Genomic DNA, 15913 nt, shown 5'->3' with positions numbered 1-15913 from the left:
ATGAAAATGAATTTTATAAAGAAATTAATCCTGATCGTACCGGCTTGTCTCCTTGTAGCCTGCCATGACGATTTAGATCAATATCCTATAGATCCTGATAGTTTTACTGAAACAAATGTATTTGTTGATGCTCAGGAAGCTAAAGGTGCATTGGCTAAGCTATACGCTAGTTTAGCGTTAACTGGACAACAAGGTCCGGCTGGTGACGCAGATATCACAGGTATCGATGAAGGTACCTCGCAATATTCGAGATTATTGTACAGTCTTAATGAACTTACTACAGATAATGCTGTAGTTGGATGGGGAGACCCTGGTCTTCCTAACCTTCATGCGATGGACTGGGGTGCTTCGAATGACTTTACCACCGGTATGTATTACAGGCTGGCACAGGAAGTATCATTCTGTAATTCGTTCATCTCTAATGCTGAAGCTTTAAATGAAGATCCAGAAGTGGCGGCTTATATTGCTGAAGCAAGATTCCTTAGAGCCTTTGCTTATTACAACCTAATGGATTTCTATGCAGATGTTCCTTTGGTACAGGAAGTTTCTACAGAGCTACCTGAGCAGAGCACAAGAAGAGAGATCTTTGACTTCGTAGAGGCTGAATTGCTTGCTATCCAGGATAATCTTAAAGATAGTGGAGCTAATGAATACGGTCGTGTAGATAAAGTAGCCTCTTGGGCACTTTTATCTAAGTTGTACCTGAATGCTGAATCCTGGATTGGTGAACCAATGTATACCGAAGCTGTTACCTTTTCTAAGCAGGCGATAAATTCAACATATTCTATCAACACCACAGATGCCAATGGTAATGGATCTGCTTATGACGAATTGTTCCTTGCAGACAACAACAGCAATGGTGCACAGAATGAGTTTATTTTCGCGTTGAATTTCGACGGAAATCAGTCTAAGACCTATGGTGGTACCACATTCCTTGTTCACGCTTCTATTGGAGGAAGTATGGATGCCAGTTTATTCGGTGTGAATGGTGGTTGGGCAGGAATAAGAACTACCAAAGCACTGGTTAATCAATTTGATTACGCGGTTACTGCAACAGATGATGATGGTAATCCAATTGAATGGGCAGATGAAAGAGCTATGTTCTATACAGATGGACAGAGCTTCGAGATCAATACCATTGCAAATACCTTTACAGATGGTTACGCCGTGACCAAATTCAAAAATGTAGATTCAGAAGGGAATGCCGGTAGCGATGAAGGAGGAGATTTCGTGGATACAGATCTACCTATTATTCGTCTTGCCGAAGTTTACTTGAATTATACTGAAGCTGTATTAAGAGGTGGCACTGGTGGAGACCTAGCAACCGCAACTGTTTATATCAATGAACTAAGACAAAGAGCTTTTGGTGATAATTCCGGAAATATTAGCAGTTCAGACCTATCCCTGGATTTTATTCTTAGCGAACGCGCTAGAGAATTATACTGGGAAGGACAAAGAAGAACAGATCTAATCCGTTTCAATTTATTCACATCAGGAAGTTACCTGTGGCCATTTAAGGGTGGTACACGAGGTGGAATGGCCGTTGCAGAATTCAGAAGGTTATTCCCGCTTCCAAGCAATCTTATTTCAGTAAATCCAAATCTAACTCAAAACCCAGGTTATTAAAATATTATTCAAAATGAAAAAAGTAAGTTTTTTATTATTCGCATTAATTGGGCTAATCAGTCTTAATTCGTGTACCGAAGATGATTCATTCACTTTTGTGGCAAAACCAGACCCGGTAGGTTTGGCATTTACAAATACTGCTGCAGATAACTATGATCTAAAAGCCGCTAATGGTGATAATTTAGCCGAAAGATTTGTTTGGAATCCGGTAGATTTTGATGTTCAGACACCAGTAACTTATCAATTGGCAGGGTCTGCAGATATGACCTTTGATTATACAGATCCAATTTCTGAAGGAGAATTGACTAATGCAGCCGTTACGGTAAGCCAGATGTTAAGCCTTGCTGCAGATGCTGGTCTGGATAACGATCCTGAAACTGAAGCTCCGAATACCGGAACCCTGAATTTCCAGGTTCGTGCATTCGTTGGAGACGGCGGCGCAAACGCGGTTGAGCAATTTTCAGATGTGATCACTGTGAATGTAACTCTTCCTGAAGCTGAAGAAGAGGCAGAAGCTGAACTTCCTAAAATATATGTTACCGGGAACTTTGGTGCAGCCAGTGGTTATACTTCAGACTGGAGTCCGGAAGCAGGTGTACCACTTGCTGCTTCAGCAGAAGGTGAGACAGATTACGAAGGTTTCGTTTATATGAACGTAGATGCTCCTGAATATAAATTCCTTCCGCAAAACACAGGATGGGACGGAGATTATGGTGATGCAGGTGCCGAAAATGGTGCTTATACAGAGACTTTACTACAGGATGGTGAAGTGAACGCAGGAACTCCCGACGGTACAGGTGGATATTTCTGGGTGAAAGCAGATACAGAGGCCCTTACTTATTCTTTAACCGAAACTAACTGGGGAATAATTGGTAATGCAACTCCAACCGGATGGGATTCTGATACAGATATGACCTACGATGCCGAAAATAAGGTTTGGACATTAACCCTGGACCTTACCGCTCAGGTTGCTCCAGATAATGGAATTAAATTCCGTGCTAACGATGCCTGGGATATCAACATTGGTGATACAGGTGCAGATGGTACTATGGAATTTGGCGGTGATAACATAGGGGTTCCAGAAGATGGAAACTATACCATCACTCTGGATCTAAGCAATCCTAGAATGTATACATATACATTGACCAAAAATTAAGATTAGTATTTATAAAGGGGCTATCTAATAATAGCCCCTTTTTTATTAAAAGAAATCAATATGAAAAATAAACTACTGGTTTTTTGGGTTTTCACACTCAGCCTTATTCAAATGGCAAATGCCCAGGTTCAGGAGGCAACTGTGGAAGTAAACCCCGATCCTTTCGGTGAAAATGACACCGTAACATTAACCTTTTCAGACATTGATCTTAGCCAATGGGGTGTAACCGATGCCTATTTATGGGCCTGGAGTTACAATAATGCAGATGTGCTACAAGATGCTCCAAATAATGGCAGTTGGGATAATTCTAATGAAGCGCATAAGCTAATTGAAGATAATGGAGACCTAAGTATCACTTTTAAAGTCTCTGATTTTTTTGGTCGTACCGGCATCACCAGAATTGGTTTTTTGGTAAAGGCCAAAGATGGTACCGGCGATAAAAAAACTCAGGATTTTACTAAAGATGTAGGTACTTTTGAGTTGAACATTAATTCTCCAACATCCAATTTTACTTTATTAGAAAACAGTAATTCCTTAGCTATTTCAGCTACATCAAGCATAGATGCACTTTTCGAACTTTCTGTTAATGGGAACCTGGTAAATTCCACCACTACCCTATCTAAGAATTATGACTATTCTCTTACGGTCACAGATTACAGCGAAATAACCCTGAAAGCTATTAATGGTGAAGATGTTCAGTCCTTAATATTTTACGCTGCACCAGCGGCCAATGTTCCTGAAGTGACTTTACCTACGGGTCTGAAAGACGGGATAAATTTTGATCCTTCAAATCCTACTAAAGCAACTTTTGTTCTGCATGCACCAAATAAGGAAGTGGTGCATTGGATAGGTTCTCTTAACGACTGGGAGATCTCTAATGATTACCTTATGAATTATGATCCTGCTAAAGAAAGATTCTGGATCGAAATCGACGGACTTACCGCAAACAGCGATGTCCTTTACCAGTACCTGGTAGATTATTCTATCGCCATAGCAGATCCTTATTCGCATTTGATCCTTGACCCATGGAACGATCAGGATATAGAACCTGAAACTTTTTCAGGGATACCTTCCTACCCTACCGGAAAAACCACTAATGCCGTTACCTGGTTTCAGACTGATACCGATACTTATAACTGGGGAGATTCCTCATTTGAAAAGCCGGCAAAAGAAGACCTTGTGATCTATGAGCTATTATTAAGAGATTTTGATGAAGATCACTCTTACCAGGCTCTGATCGATCGATTAGATTACCTGGAAAATCTTGGCGTGAACGCTATAGAATTAATGCCGGTGAACGAATTTGACGGCAACGAAAGCTGGGGATACAACCCTTCTTTTCATATGGCAACCGATAAGTATTATGGTTCCCCTGAAATGTTGAAGAAACTGATAGATGAAGCCCACCAGCGTGGAATCGCGGTGATCGCAGATATCGTTTTTAATCATGCCACTGGCCAAAATCCTTATTTCAGATTATACAATAGTACGAATGGAGATACAAGCGGAACACCTTCCAGCGACAATCCATTTTTCAACCAGTCACCGAGACATTCATATAATGTTTTCAACGATTTTAATCATCAATACGAAGGAACCCAGCAATATGTAAAACGTATCGTACAATATTGGATAGAGGAATTTAAGTTCGATGGATTCAGATGGGATCTTACTAAGGGTTTTACTCAGAATTGCACTGCAAACGATGAAGGATGTACCGGTTCTTACCAGGCAGATCGTGTCGCCCTTTTAAAGCAATACGCAGATTACCAGTGGGCAGTTGATGATAATTCATATGTGATCTTCGAACATCTTGGCGGAAATAACGAAGAAACTGAATGGGCCAATTACCGCCTTGACGAAGGTAAGGGAATAATGCTTTGGAGTAACCTTTCGGGATCTTATGGAGAAGCGATCATGGGTTACCATGATGGTGGAAAATCTGATTTTTCCTGGGCCTCTTATAAGAATCGCGGTTGGGAAGAACCTCGAAATATAGCCTATATGGAAAGTCATGATGAAGAAAGACTAATGTTTAAGGCCCTGGAATACGGGAATACTTCTGAAAATTATTCAGTAAAATCCCTTCCAACAGCTCTTGACCGCATGAGTATGAATGCTGCATTTTTCTTCACCATTCCAGGTCCAAAAATGATCTGGCAGTTTGGTGAACTCGGTTATGATTTTTCTATAGATTACAACGGAAGAATTGGGAATAAACCAATACGCTGGGACTATTTCCAGGATCCGGATCGTAAAGACCTGTATGAAGATTATTCCAAGCTAATCGCTTTAAGAAATGCTGAACCTATCTTCAATACCGAAGATTTTACAATAGACGCTAATAATAGTAATGGTATCAAGACCATACATTTAAATACCACGGCTGCCGGCAGCAATGAGATCTCAAAAATGCTAATCGTTGGTAATTTTGGAGTTAGCAACACTTCTGTTGAAGTTGAATTTCAGGAAACCGGTGTCTGGTATGATCTTTTTAATAACAACAAAAAGAAAACGATCAATTCCACCGTTACGACCCTGAACCTTGCACCTGGAGAATGGCATATCTATGCCGATCAGGTTTCGGAGCTTTTTCCAGACGATAATTTCCCTGATGCCGATGAAGACGGAGTTTCAGATGCTAACGATAAATGTCCTGACACTCCCACCGGTGACACCGTAAATTTTGAAGGTTGTACCGTGTTTAACCTGCCATCTAATGCTTTTAGCGTGGAAGCAGTTGGTGTGAGTTGCAATGGTGAGGAAAATGGAGCTATTAATGTAAGTTCCAGCATTCCAGATAATACCTATTCAGTTTCTATTGATGGGCAGGAATCTTTAACCCTGAACGGTGATAATGATTTTGCCGGGGTATTTGAAGGCCTGGCTACAGGAACTTATGATATTTGCTTTACTGTAAACGGTGAAAATGATTTTGAACAATGTTTTTCTGCAAGTATTACGGAACCGGAAAACCTTTCCACCAGTTCGGTAGTGAATCAGACTCGAAATCAGGTAACTCTACATCTAGATGGAGCAGGTAAATATTACATAAGTCTGAATGAAAAACTTATAGTAACAGATCAGGCTGAGATCACTCTGGACCTTCTAAGCGGTTCAAACCGTATCCACGTGAATACAGACCTGGACTGCCAGGGAACTTATTTTGAAGAAATCTTTGTGAGTGAAGAAGTTGCCTATTACCCAAATCCAACAAATGGTCCTCTTCAGGTATTTGTGGCAGGAGAAGATTCAGAAATAAGTGTGGAATTATTTGGCGGAATCGGTAACCTTTTAAGTAAGAGAGCGGTTAGCGTGCCGGCTAACAGGGTAATTGAACTGGATGTAAGCTCAAGAAGTTCAGGCCTTTACATTGTTCACCTAAAAGGAAAAACGGTAGATAAAACAATTAAAGTAATTAAAGAATAAGAGATGAAAAAGTTATTAGCTTTTTACGTTCTGGGAATTTTGCTCATCACTTCCTGTGATAGCGATCCCGCACCCAATCCAAATCCAGATCCCAATGTGGATGCACCAGGCAAAGCCGTTTTGAGTTTACCTGAAAATAATAAGGAATGTGAACAGGGAGAAGTATCAGGAAATTCAGCAATAGTGGATTTTAGCTGGGAAGCTTCAGCAGATACAGATCTTTATGATCTTAAAATTACCAACCTGGATAGCCAGTCGATTACCACTAAAACCGGACTTACTTCAACAGAAACTGAAGTAAGTCTGCAAAGAGGCCATCCTTATGCATGGGAAGTAACTTCCAGAAATAATGGTTCGGCAATTACAAAATCCAACCAGTGGAAGTTTTACCTTGCGGGTGACGGAGAATCAAATTTTGCACCCTTCCCTGCAGAGGCCATTTATCCTTCACCTGGCGCAACGGTTACTCCAGATAATGGTAAGATCACTATAGAATGGGAGAACACTCAGGATCCCGATGGAGACACGGTGAGCTACACATTGTATGCAGATAGCACAGATGGTATGCAGACTCCACCTGATTCCTGGAAGAATCTATCTGGAACCAGTATGGAAATTTCGGTTGAACCTGATACAGTATATTACTGGAGAGTAATTACCAGTGATGGTAACAACACTGCCACCAGTAACACCTTTACTTTTAAAACGAATAATTAAATTATTTTCAACCTGCTGGAACCTCACTATAGTTTAAAAAATTGTTTGTCTGCATTCGAAGTTCATGCAGGAAGCTATTGGAATGTTCACTTAATTTGAAACATGCAATTTATTTATGAAAAGTTTGGCAATTTGCAGGAAGCAACAAATAATTATCTATATTAGCTCCTTCTTCAGAGTAAAATAATTCTGGAGTTGAAATTTGAAAAAACGTTACCATAAGTAACTGAAAATATAACCCTACCTCCTCTTGAAAATGGAGCGGTTCTTTTAAAATATCCCTGTAGGATATCCCCTTAGAACCATCAAGGATAAAGATTTATTTTTGAATTTTCATAGGTGTTAATTCAAAGAAGGCTCCGCCCACAGCGGGGCCTCTTTTTTTCTACCATTTAAAAATTTTCTTCGGAAATTTTCGCGCTTTCTGTTTGCCAGGGCATAAATATTTCTGCATTGGAACTATCCAACACAATTTCAAATATGAAAATTATAATTTTCATTATTTGTCAACTTTCCATTGTTAGTAATTTTTTAGTTTGTTGATAATCAGTCTATTAACAGTTTTTTCTTGATAACTTTTTCTAAACGATTTGTTAATAGTCTCATTTCTTTGATTAGTTTTATACCGCAGTAAAACGAAATTCTAACCTAAAAATCTCATTTATATGCCTGTAGAAGAAAAACCAGTCGTTCCACAAACCTATACCCAGGAACAGGCTTATGAAGCATCTCTAAAATATTTCAAGGGCGATGACCTAGCCGCCAGAGTTTGGGTAAATAAATATGCCCTCAAAGACTCTCAGGGAAATATCTACGAACTTACTCCAAATGATATGCACAGACGTATCGCCAAGGAGATCGCAAGAGTTGAAAAGAAATATCCGAATCCTATGAGCGAGGATGAAGTTTTTGATCTTATCAAAGATTTCAAATACATCGTACCTCAGGGAAGCCCAATGGCTGGGATAGGAAATCCATACCAGGTGGGTTCTCTTTCTAATTGTTTCGTAATAGGCAATGATGGTAATTCAGATTCTTATGGTGGTATCATGAAGATAGACCAGGAGCAGGTACAATTAATGAAGCGTCGAGGTGGGGTTGGTCATGACCTTTCTCACATTCGCCCAAAAAGTTCTGCGGTAAAGAATTCGGCTTTAACTTCTACGGGAATTGTTCCTTTTATGGAGCGTTATTCAAATTCTACCAGGGAAGTTGCCCAGGATGGAAGACGTGGAGCTTTGATGCTTTCAGTTTCTATTAACCACCCAGATGCTGAAGATTTTATCGATGCAAAAATGGAACAGGGGAAAGTTACAGGCGCCAATGTTTCGGTTAGAATTGATGATGAATTCATGAAGGCTGTTAAAAATAACAGCAATTACACTCAAAAATACCCGGTATTTAGCGAGAAGCCTAAATTCCAGAAAGATATAGAAGCGAATAAGCTTTGGAAGAAAATCGTTCATAACGCATGGAAATCTGCTGAGCCAGGAATCCTTTTCTGGGATACGGTTATTAACGAGTCTGTACCAGATTGTTATGCAGATCTTGGGTATAAAACGGTTTCAACAAACCCTTGTGGTGAGATCCCGCTTTGTCCTTATGACTCCTGTCGTTTACTTGCCATCAACTTATTTTCTTATGTAGAGGAGGCATTTACAGATAAAGCGCATTTCAACTTTGATCTATTTAAGAAGCACGTTGCTGCGGCACAGAGAATAATGGATGATATCATTGATCTTGAACTTGAGAAGATCGATAACATCCTCGCCAAGATCGATTCAGACCCAGAGAGTGATGAGATCAAAGCAGTAGAAAAGAACTTATGGTTGAATATCCGTCAAAAGGCTTATGAAGGTCGTAGAACCGGAATAGGTATCACTGCTGAAGGTGATATGCTGGCAGGTCTTGGTATTAAATACGGTAGCAAGGAAGGAATAGACTTTTCTGTAGATATCCACAAGAATATTGCTTTAGCTGCTTACAGGGCTTCTGTAGATACTGCTAAAGAAAGAGGTGCATTTTCTATTTTCGATTCAGAAAGAGAAAAAGACAACCCATTTATCCTGAGACTTAAAGAAGCTGATGAAAAGCTTTATTATGATATGCTGGAATATGGTAGAAGAAATATTGCTCTTCTAACCATCGCTCCTACCGGAACTACAAGTTTAATGACCCAGACAACTTCTGGTATCGAGCCGGTTTTCCTTCCAGTTTATAAGAGAAGAAGAAAAGTGAATCCTAACGATAAAGATGCAAGAGTAGATTTTGTAGATGAAGTTGGAGATTCATGGGAAGAATATGTGGTTTTCCACCACCGTTTCAAGGAGTGGATGAAAGCAAATGGTCATGAGATCGATAAGAATTATACTCAGGAAGATCTTGATAGACTGGTTAAATTATCTCCTTACTACCAGGCGACTTCTAACGATGTGGATTGGTTGAGCAAGGTGAAAATGCAGGGAGCTGTTCAAAAATGGATAGATCACTCTATTAGTGTAACCATCAACCTTCCTAATGATGTTGATGAAGAGCTGGTAGGAAAATTATACCTGGAAGCATGGGAAGCTGGATGTAAAGGAGTAACCGTATATCGTGACGGTTCACGTTCTGGAGTTCTTATTTCTAACGAAGAGAAAAAAGAAGAAGAAACTGAAACTACAGCTGGTAATTTCCCATTAAAAAGACCAGAGGTCCTAACTGCAGATGTAGTACGTTTCCAGAACAATAAAGACAAATGGATCGCCTTTATTGGTCTTGTAGACGGAAGACCTTACGAGATCTTCACCGGTTTTGCCGATGATGAGGAAGGTATACTTATCCCAAGATGGGTAACCGAAGGTTATATCATCAAAGCTAGAAATGAAGACGGATCTTCCCGTTACGATTTCCAGTATGAGAACAAACGGGGATATAAAACGACTATTGAAGGTCTTTCCCATAAGTTCAATCCGGAATTCTGGAACTACGCGAAACTGATCTCCAGTACACTTCGTCACGGAATGTCTATAGACAATGTGGTTGACCTAATTAATAGCCTTCAACTTGATAGCGAATCTATCAATACCTGGAAGAATGGTGTGGTAAGAGCTCTTAAGCGTTATATCGCTGACGGTACTGTTGCCAAAAAGGAAAAGTGCAGCAATTGTAATTCCTCAAATCTGATATACCAGGAAGGATGCTTAACCTGCAAGGACTGCGGTTCTTCTAAGTGTGGTTAATTTTCTGTTATAACTGCAAAAAAAGGTCCCGTCATTTAGCGGGACCTTTTTTGTTTTGATAAACTCCTATTATTTTATTCAGCTCTAAATCAATCTTTGGACGATAAAGAGATTCCTCCTATCAACGGAATGACAAACTGATATCAATAAGAACGAAATGAAAAGAAGCGAAGAATCTTTTGCAAATTGATAATTGATAACTGTTTATTGATCATTGTATTATTGAATCCTCACACTCCTAATTCCAACTCCATGTGATTGCTGAAGTTGCTCCTGCTCTATCCCCGGACCAATGGAAAACTGCAAACTTTCTACCTCTTCCAACTTGAGATCTCCGGAATATGAATGATCAAAATAATAAGGTAGAAATCCTGGATATGGCCTTGGGAGAGTTACCGCCTTAACTGGTTCCAGATCTTTAAGATCGATCTCTATTTCCTGAATTTCATCAGTAAGCTCAATGGTCTTACCAAACGCTGCTCCGTTTTGCATGACCAAAGCTACCTGGATCTTCTCCCGAGCATCTACCAGGCTCCTCGCTTCAATGATCAGTTTATTCTTATCTGAAATTGATCTTGTTCCAAGTTTATCTGAAAAGTTATACCTGAATGAATAATCATAGATAGGTTCAGCATTCAGGTTTTCAATATCTTTTTCAAATAATTTATCAAGTTTCACCTGAAACTCAACTTCATTATCACCTACCGGCACTACATTATTGGCTTTATTCCATTGTCGTACTACTTTTTCTGAATCTGTTGCCGCATCAAAAAGATAGACCGGCGCGCCTTTTTCTAGAATAGCAGTTTCAAATTTCTGTTTGGAATGAAAGTCCCAATCGGCAGGACTGCCTTCCACCCCGCCGGGAAATGTATAATTCCCACCTGCAGTAGAAACGATGATTCTGTAATTAAGAAATCCGTGCTTCAGCAATTCTTCCGGCACTTCAGCAGAATATTCATAATTATTTTCAGCGTTTAATTCTATAGACTCATAATTATTCGCGTTTTCTAACCAGGCTTCCACCTTGTTGATCGAATCCTTAGCAACTATGGTAGCTTTTATTTTTACAGGTTCATTTGTAGTGCTATAAGCTAATGGTTCATGAACCAGATAGGTATTATCCACTGTACTTTTCTGCGCCTCAAAGGCTACCACTTCATAATTCTTATCATTTTCGAAACTGGAAATATCAAATTCTTTCCCCTCTGCTTTCAGCAAATAAGTACCTGGTGAGATTTCAAATGCTTTTCCTTCAGCTTGGAAGAATACATTATTTCCTTCATTTAAGCCTGAAACCTCGAAATTTTCAGCCAGATCTTCAAGATATAATTCCATCTTATTTTCTTTCCAGCTAATCACAGAAACGGTTTTATCCAGGCTATTACTGCCAAATGGATCTTTTATGAGAATTGGATCTGGCATAACTTCCAATCTCCAAACTCCCTTTTCAAGCTTATCCAGGAAATAAGCGCCTTTCCCATCATACTTTACAATTTGAGAATTCCCATGTCCAGCGATTTCCTTTAATTCAGAAATCTGCTTTGGTTTAATTTCGGTTGAATTGGTATAAATGAATTTTTCTCCGGAATTATAGGTGGCCACATCTCCTTTATAACTGATCTTAAAATCACCGAATTCAAGATTTTCAGGATAGGTTCCAAGATCCTCGTTCAAGGAAACCTCATGAAATATTTCTGAAGCGATCATCAACGCCAAGGCTTTGTGCGGGGTATAATTAAGGTTCATATAATGGGTATTATACTCGGTATTTGCATAAGCCAGGAAGGTTGGATCATAGGCGAAATGCGTAGCCAGCTGAACCCCTGCTTCCCTGAAACTCCTGGCCATCGCCGGGTACATATAAGATTTATTCACATCTGCCGCATCGAACTCATACACCAATTTGGCCTTATTATTTTCTTTTATAATGTTATCAAATGGAATATTATAATCATTCACATTAGGCAATAGATTACCTTCCAGTTCCTTTTGAAAACCCAGGCCGGTTGGGTACCACTGGAAGGTGCCCCCATCTATTTCTGAGGTAAAATAGGTTTCAGCCAGTTGAGTGCTATGGGTCACATTATAGAAAACAGGCTTTTTAGTGCCGGTACTTTTCATCGCTTTGACCATTTTATTGATGAACGATTTCACCTCTTCGGGAGTTCCGCGGTGATGCGGTTCGTTACTGACCTCAAAAGCTATTAGATTTGGTTCATTTTTATAGGCTACACCAGTATATGGGTTTACATGATTCAAAAACTGGGATAAATAGTTCTGCTGAGCTTTGATCGCTTCAGGATCTGTAAGACTATTTTCCTTACCATATTTGTTCGAAAAGCCCGGCGTGTCCTCATCGGGCTCTGGCCAGCCATTTCCCCAATACGCAATTGGTGTAATCACAAAATTGATGTCGCGTTTCTTTAATTCGTTCAGCAAATAATCGAAAGCATCTAAATGTTCATTTTCAATTAGGTTTCCGTTTTTATCACTTATCTCGGTATCCCAGACATGAAGCCGATACAGGTCAAAGTTCATTCGGGTGAAATGATAGATATCCTTATCCATTTCCGCTTTGATGTCTAAACCTTTTTTTTCAGCTGATCTAAAGGCATGTGCAAATGGCGCAGAGTAATTTACTCCGAATCCATGCACCTCTTCATCATTATGCCCCCATCTCATGATCCCGGAATCATCAACATATACATCTGTCTTTTTTTGATTTTGGGCAATTAATCCTGAAAAAGCCAGGAATAGGGCAAAAGCAGTTGTGCTAAAATTCAATTTTAGTTTCTTCATTTAAGGCAAGTTATCTATTAAATATCACAGATCTGTATACCCTCGCGTAGAGCTGCCAGCTTATCTTTATAAGTAGGGATAAATTCCTGGGCTACAAATCCATCAAAGCCGGTTGCATGGATGGCTTCCATAATAGCGGGATAATTCAATTCCTGAGAATCATTTATTTCATGTCTGCCGGGCACTCCCGCTGTATGATAATGATTTATGTACTGGTGATTTTCTCTAATTGTTCTAATTACATCACCTTCCATGATCTGCATATGATAAATATCGTAGAGCAGTTTAAAGTTAGGTTTGTTCAGCCTTTTAGCGAGTCTTACTCCCCAATCTGTATGATCACACATATAATCCTCATGGTCTACTTTACTGTTAAGCAATTCCATGACCAGATTCACGTTAAGTTCCTGAGCATAATCCAAAAGAGGAGTTAGGCCTTTAACGCAGTTTATGATTCCAGTTTCCTCATCCATCCCATTGCGGTTCCCTGAAAAACAGATCACATTCTTTATATTATGTTCCGAAGCTTTTTTAATAAGTCCGCTGTATTTTTCCTGAAGGTCGCCATGATTCTTTAGATCATTGAACCCCTCTATAATATTCGCGAAATCATCTGTAGCCATTGAACAAACAAGTCCTTCTTTTTCAACAATATCCCATTCAGAAGGTCTTAAAAGATCGATACCCGAAATACCCATTTTCACACAGGCTTTAGCAAAATCTTCTAATGGAATGTCCTGGTAACACCATCTGCAAACTGAATGCTTTATCTTTCCTGAAGAAAGGGTTTCAGGTGTTAGATCCAGTTCTGATGCAAATATTCCTGAGATATTACTAAAACTCAATACTCCTGCACCAAGGCCAAGATTCTTAAGCAACTTTCTTCTGTTCATCTTTTCACTCATGGAATATATTTTTCTAAAATTAATAATAAACGTAAATATTACAATTAATAATCAGAAAAATAATTGCAGTAAAGATCAGGCTATCTCGAAATTGTAACCGGACTTTAAAAGTTTCTGATAATTTTCGTAATTGAATTTATAAAGGAAGGCTCCTCTCTTACTAGTAGATTTATCCTTTTCATCTAATTTTTCCAACACATTAAGAGAGAGTACCTTTTTCCTGAAATTCCTGGCGTCCAATTCCCTTTGATAAATCGCTTCATATAAGCTCTGCAACTGCGGAATTGTGAACTTTTCAGGTAACAGTTCAAAACCTATTGGCTTATATCGAGCATTTTGTTTTAACTGGAGCAAAGCATCATGAACCATTTCGTTATGATCCAGTATCAATAAAGGTAAATACTCAATTTCGTACCAGTGAGCTCCGTGCTCTTCCACTAATTCCTCATCATAATCATCTATCCGGATTAATGCATACTGGGCAATTGATATACAACGGTAACCGGGATCACGATCCTTTTTCCCGTAACTCTTCAGCTGCTGCATGAATACATTTTCCAGACCCGTAGTTTCCTTAAGAACCCTCTGGCCAGCATAATCGAGATCTTCCTCAAGTCTAACAAAGCTTCCAATTAAAGACCACTCACCTTTTAAAGGTTCTACCCTTCGTTTAAAAACCAGCAATTTTAGTTTACCTTCATGGAAACCAAAAATGATACAATCTGTAGCCACATACATTTTCTCCTTAACCTGGTACAGATCCTTGGAATTATAAGTCATTATTGAATTAAATTTTGATAAAGATAGATAATTCATAAATTTATCGGAATAATAATAAACGTATAATTTACGTTTATTATCTTTGAATCAAATCAAAAAACAAAAAAGCTTGACCAATATCAGATCTTTTTCAGCAAAACCTGAAGATTTAAATAAAATTCAGTTTGAAATTACGGTAGCTTCTCCGGGAAGAATAAATCTTATTGGAGAGCATACAGATTATAATGACGGATTTGTATTCCCCACGGCTATTGATAAGAAGGTCATTCTTAAATTCAGGAAGAATCAAACTGATTATTTCTGCCGTATCTACAGTGAAACTTATCAAAAAGGATTTGAATTTCATCTGGATAAGCCAATCGAAAAAGGTCAAGGCTGGGAAAATTATATTTTGGGGGTAGTACAGGAAATTCTAAACCTTGGAGCAAAACCTGCAGGTTTTGATTGTTTAATTGAAAGCAAGTTACCTGTTGGTGCAGGAATAAGTTCTTCTGCTGCACTTGAATGTGGAATGGCTGGCGGAATTAACGCCCTTTTTGAACTCGGTCTCAGCAATCTTGAAATTGTAAAATTATCTCAGAAGGCTGAAAATAATTTCGTGGGATCCAACTGCGGAATTATGGACCAGTATGCCTCTGTAATGAGCAAAAAGGGACATATTATCAAACTGGACTGCCAGAACCTAGAGGCTAAATATATTCCTGCAGATCTTCAAAATTGTAAATTATTACTGCTTAACACCAATGTAACTCACAATCTGGCCGACAGTGATTACAACTCACGGAGGGAAGAGTGTGAAGCAGCCGTAAAGATCATTCAGAAAGAATATCCCGAAATCGGATCCTTAAGAGACCTGAGTTTCGAAAAACTGAAGAATTTTAGAAATAAACTTGCTGCTAAAATGTATGATCGCTGCCTGTACGTTCTTAAAGAGAATGAGCGAGTTTTAGCCGCCGCAGAGCAACTTAAGTCTGGCAACCTCAAAAGCTTTGGAGAACTAATGTATGCTTCTCACGAAGGACTTCAGAATAAATACGAAGTCAGTTGCCCGGAATTGGACTTTCTGGTTGACCATTCCAGGGACAAGGACTTTATTTATGGCTCGCGTATGATGGGAGGTGGTTTTGGAGGTTGCACTATAAACCTTATTGAAGAAGATGAGATAGAAACCTATATTAAGGAAGTTTCAGCCGCATATTTCGAAAAATATAATATCAAACTGGACGCTATAAGTGTGTCCCCTGACCAGGGCACTGAAATTTTCAAAAATTAAAAGA

General features: G+C 39.1%; 9 protein-coding genes. 6 read left to right on the top strand and 3 right to left on the bottom strand.

Features of this window, described 5'->3' with window-relative positions; all coding sequences use genetic code 11:
• The 5 genes from G3I01_RS10530 to G3I01_RS10510 all read left to right on the top strand — a co-directional run bounded on the left by G3I01_RS10530 (position 1) and on the right by G3I01_RS10510 (position 10149).
• A complete protein-coding gene (locus G3I01_RS10530) occupies positions 1-1626 on the top strand; it encodes a RagB/SusD family nutrient uptake outer membrane protein (protein WP_219547628.1) in 1626 nt (541 codons plus the stop codon).
• Positions 1627-1639: 13 nt separating this feature from the next.
• A complete protein-coding gene (locus tag G3I01_RS10525) occupies positions 1640-2782 on the top strand; it encodes a SusF/SusE family outer membrane protein (RefSeq protein ID WP_219547626.1) in 1143 nt (380 codons plus the stop codon).
• A 60-nt stretch (positions 2783-2842) separates the two neighbouring features.
• Positions 2843-6211, top strand: a complete 3369-nt coding sequence (locus G3I01_RS10520; RefSeq protein WP_219547624.1) for an alpha-amylase family glycosyl hydrolase — start codon at positions 2843-2845, stop codon at positions 6209-6211.
• A 3-nt stretch (positions 6212-6214) separates the two neighbouring features.
• Positions 6215-6928: a hypothetical protein gene (locus tag G3I01_RS10515; RefSeq protein WP_219547622.1), complete on the top strand. Its 714-nt coding sequence runs from the start codon at positions 6215-6217 to the stop codon at positions 6926-6928.
• A 665-nt stretch (positions 6929-7593) separates the two neighbouring features.
• Positions 7594-10149 carry an adenosylcobalamin-dependent ribonucleoside-diphosphate reductase gene (locus G3I01_RS10510; protein ID WP_219547620.1) on the top strand — a complete coding sequence of 852 codons (2556 nt, stop codon included), beginning with the start codon at positions 7594-7596 and terminating at the stop codon, positions 10147-10149.
• A 219-nt stretch (positions 10150-10368) separates the two neighbouring features.
• Here G3I01_RS10510 and G3I01_RS10505 read toward each other — a convergent pair whose 3' ends face one another.
• The 3 genes from G3I01_RS10505 to G3I01_RS10495 all read right to left on the bottom strand — a co-directional run bounded on the left by G3I01_RS10505 (position 10369) and on the right by G3I01_RS10495 (position 14636).
• A complete protein-coding gene (locus tag G3I01_RS10505; RefSeq protein ID WP_219547618.1) occupies positions 10369-12951 on the bottom strand; it encodes a cellulase family glycosylhydrolase in 2583 nt (860 codons plus the stop codon).
• A 17-nt stretch (positions 12952-12968) separates the two neighbouring features.
• A complete protein-coding gene (locus G3I01_RS10500) occupies positions 12969-13856 on the bottom strand; it encodes a TIM barrel protein (RefSeq protein ID WP_219547616.1) in 888 nt (295 codons plus the stop codon).
• A gap of 75 nt (positions 13857-13931) precedes the next feature.
• A complete protein-coding gene (locus G3I01_RS10495; protein WP_219547614.1) occupies positions 13932-14636 on the bottom strand; it encodes an NUDIX domain-containing protein in 705 nt (234 codons plus the stop codon).
• 109 nt (positions 14637-14745) lie between these two features.
• On the opposite strand from G3I01_RS10495, the gene galK reads away from it, so the two are divergent.
• Positions 14746-15909, top strand: a complete 1164-nt coding sequence (gene galK, locus G3I01_RS10490) for a galactokinase (protein ID WP_257710562.1) — start codon at positions 14746-14748, stop codon at positions 15907-15909.
• The last annotated feature ends 4 nt before the right edge of the window (positions 15910-15913 follow it).

It is taken from the genome of Gramella sp. MT6 (assembly GCF_019357415.1).
Lineage (GTDB): Bacteria > Bacteroidota > Bacteroidia > Flavobacteriales > Flavobacteriaceae > Christiangramia.
Note: the sequence above shows the minus strand (reverse complement) of the source record. Positions and strands in the feature narration are given on the sequence as shown.

Bases quoted from the DNA above. Each gene is read 5' to 3' on its own strand.
- G3I01_RS10500 (WP_219547616.1), bottom strand. From the start codon at position 13,856: ATGAGTGAAAAGATGAACAGAAGAAAGTTGCTTAAGAATCTTGGCCTT.
- G3I01_RS10520 (WP_219547624.1), top strand. From the start codon at position 2,843: ATGAAAAATAAACTACTGGTTTTTTGGGTTTTCACACTCAGCCTTATT.
- G3I01_RS10495 (WP_219547614.1), bottom strand. From the start codon at position 14,636: ATGACTTATAATTCCAAGGATCTGTACCAGGTTAAGGAGAAAATGTAT.
- G3I01_RS10515 (WP_219547622.1), top strand. From the start codon at position 6,215: ATGAAAAAGTTATTAGCTTTTTACGTTCTGGGAATTTTGCTCATCACT.
- G3I01_RS10510 (WP_219547620.1), top strand. From the start codon at position 7,594: ATGCCTGTAGAAGAAAAACCAGTCGTTCCACAAACCTATACCCAGGAA.
- G3I01_RS10525 (WP_219547626.1), top strand. From the start codon at position 1,640: ATGAAAAAAGTAAGTTTTTTATTATTCGCATTAATTGGGCTAATCAGT.
- G3I01_RS10530 (WP_219547628.1), top strand. From the start codon at position 1: ATGAAAATGAATTTTATAAAGAAATTAATCCTGATCGTACCGGCTTGT.
- G3I01_RS10505 (WP_219547618.1), bottom strand. From the start codon at position 12,951: ATGAAGAAACTAAAATTGAATTTTAGCACAACTGCTTTTGCCCTATTC.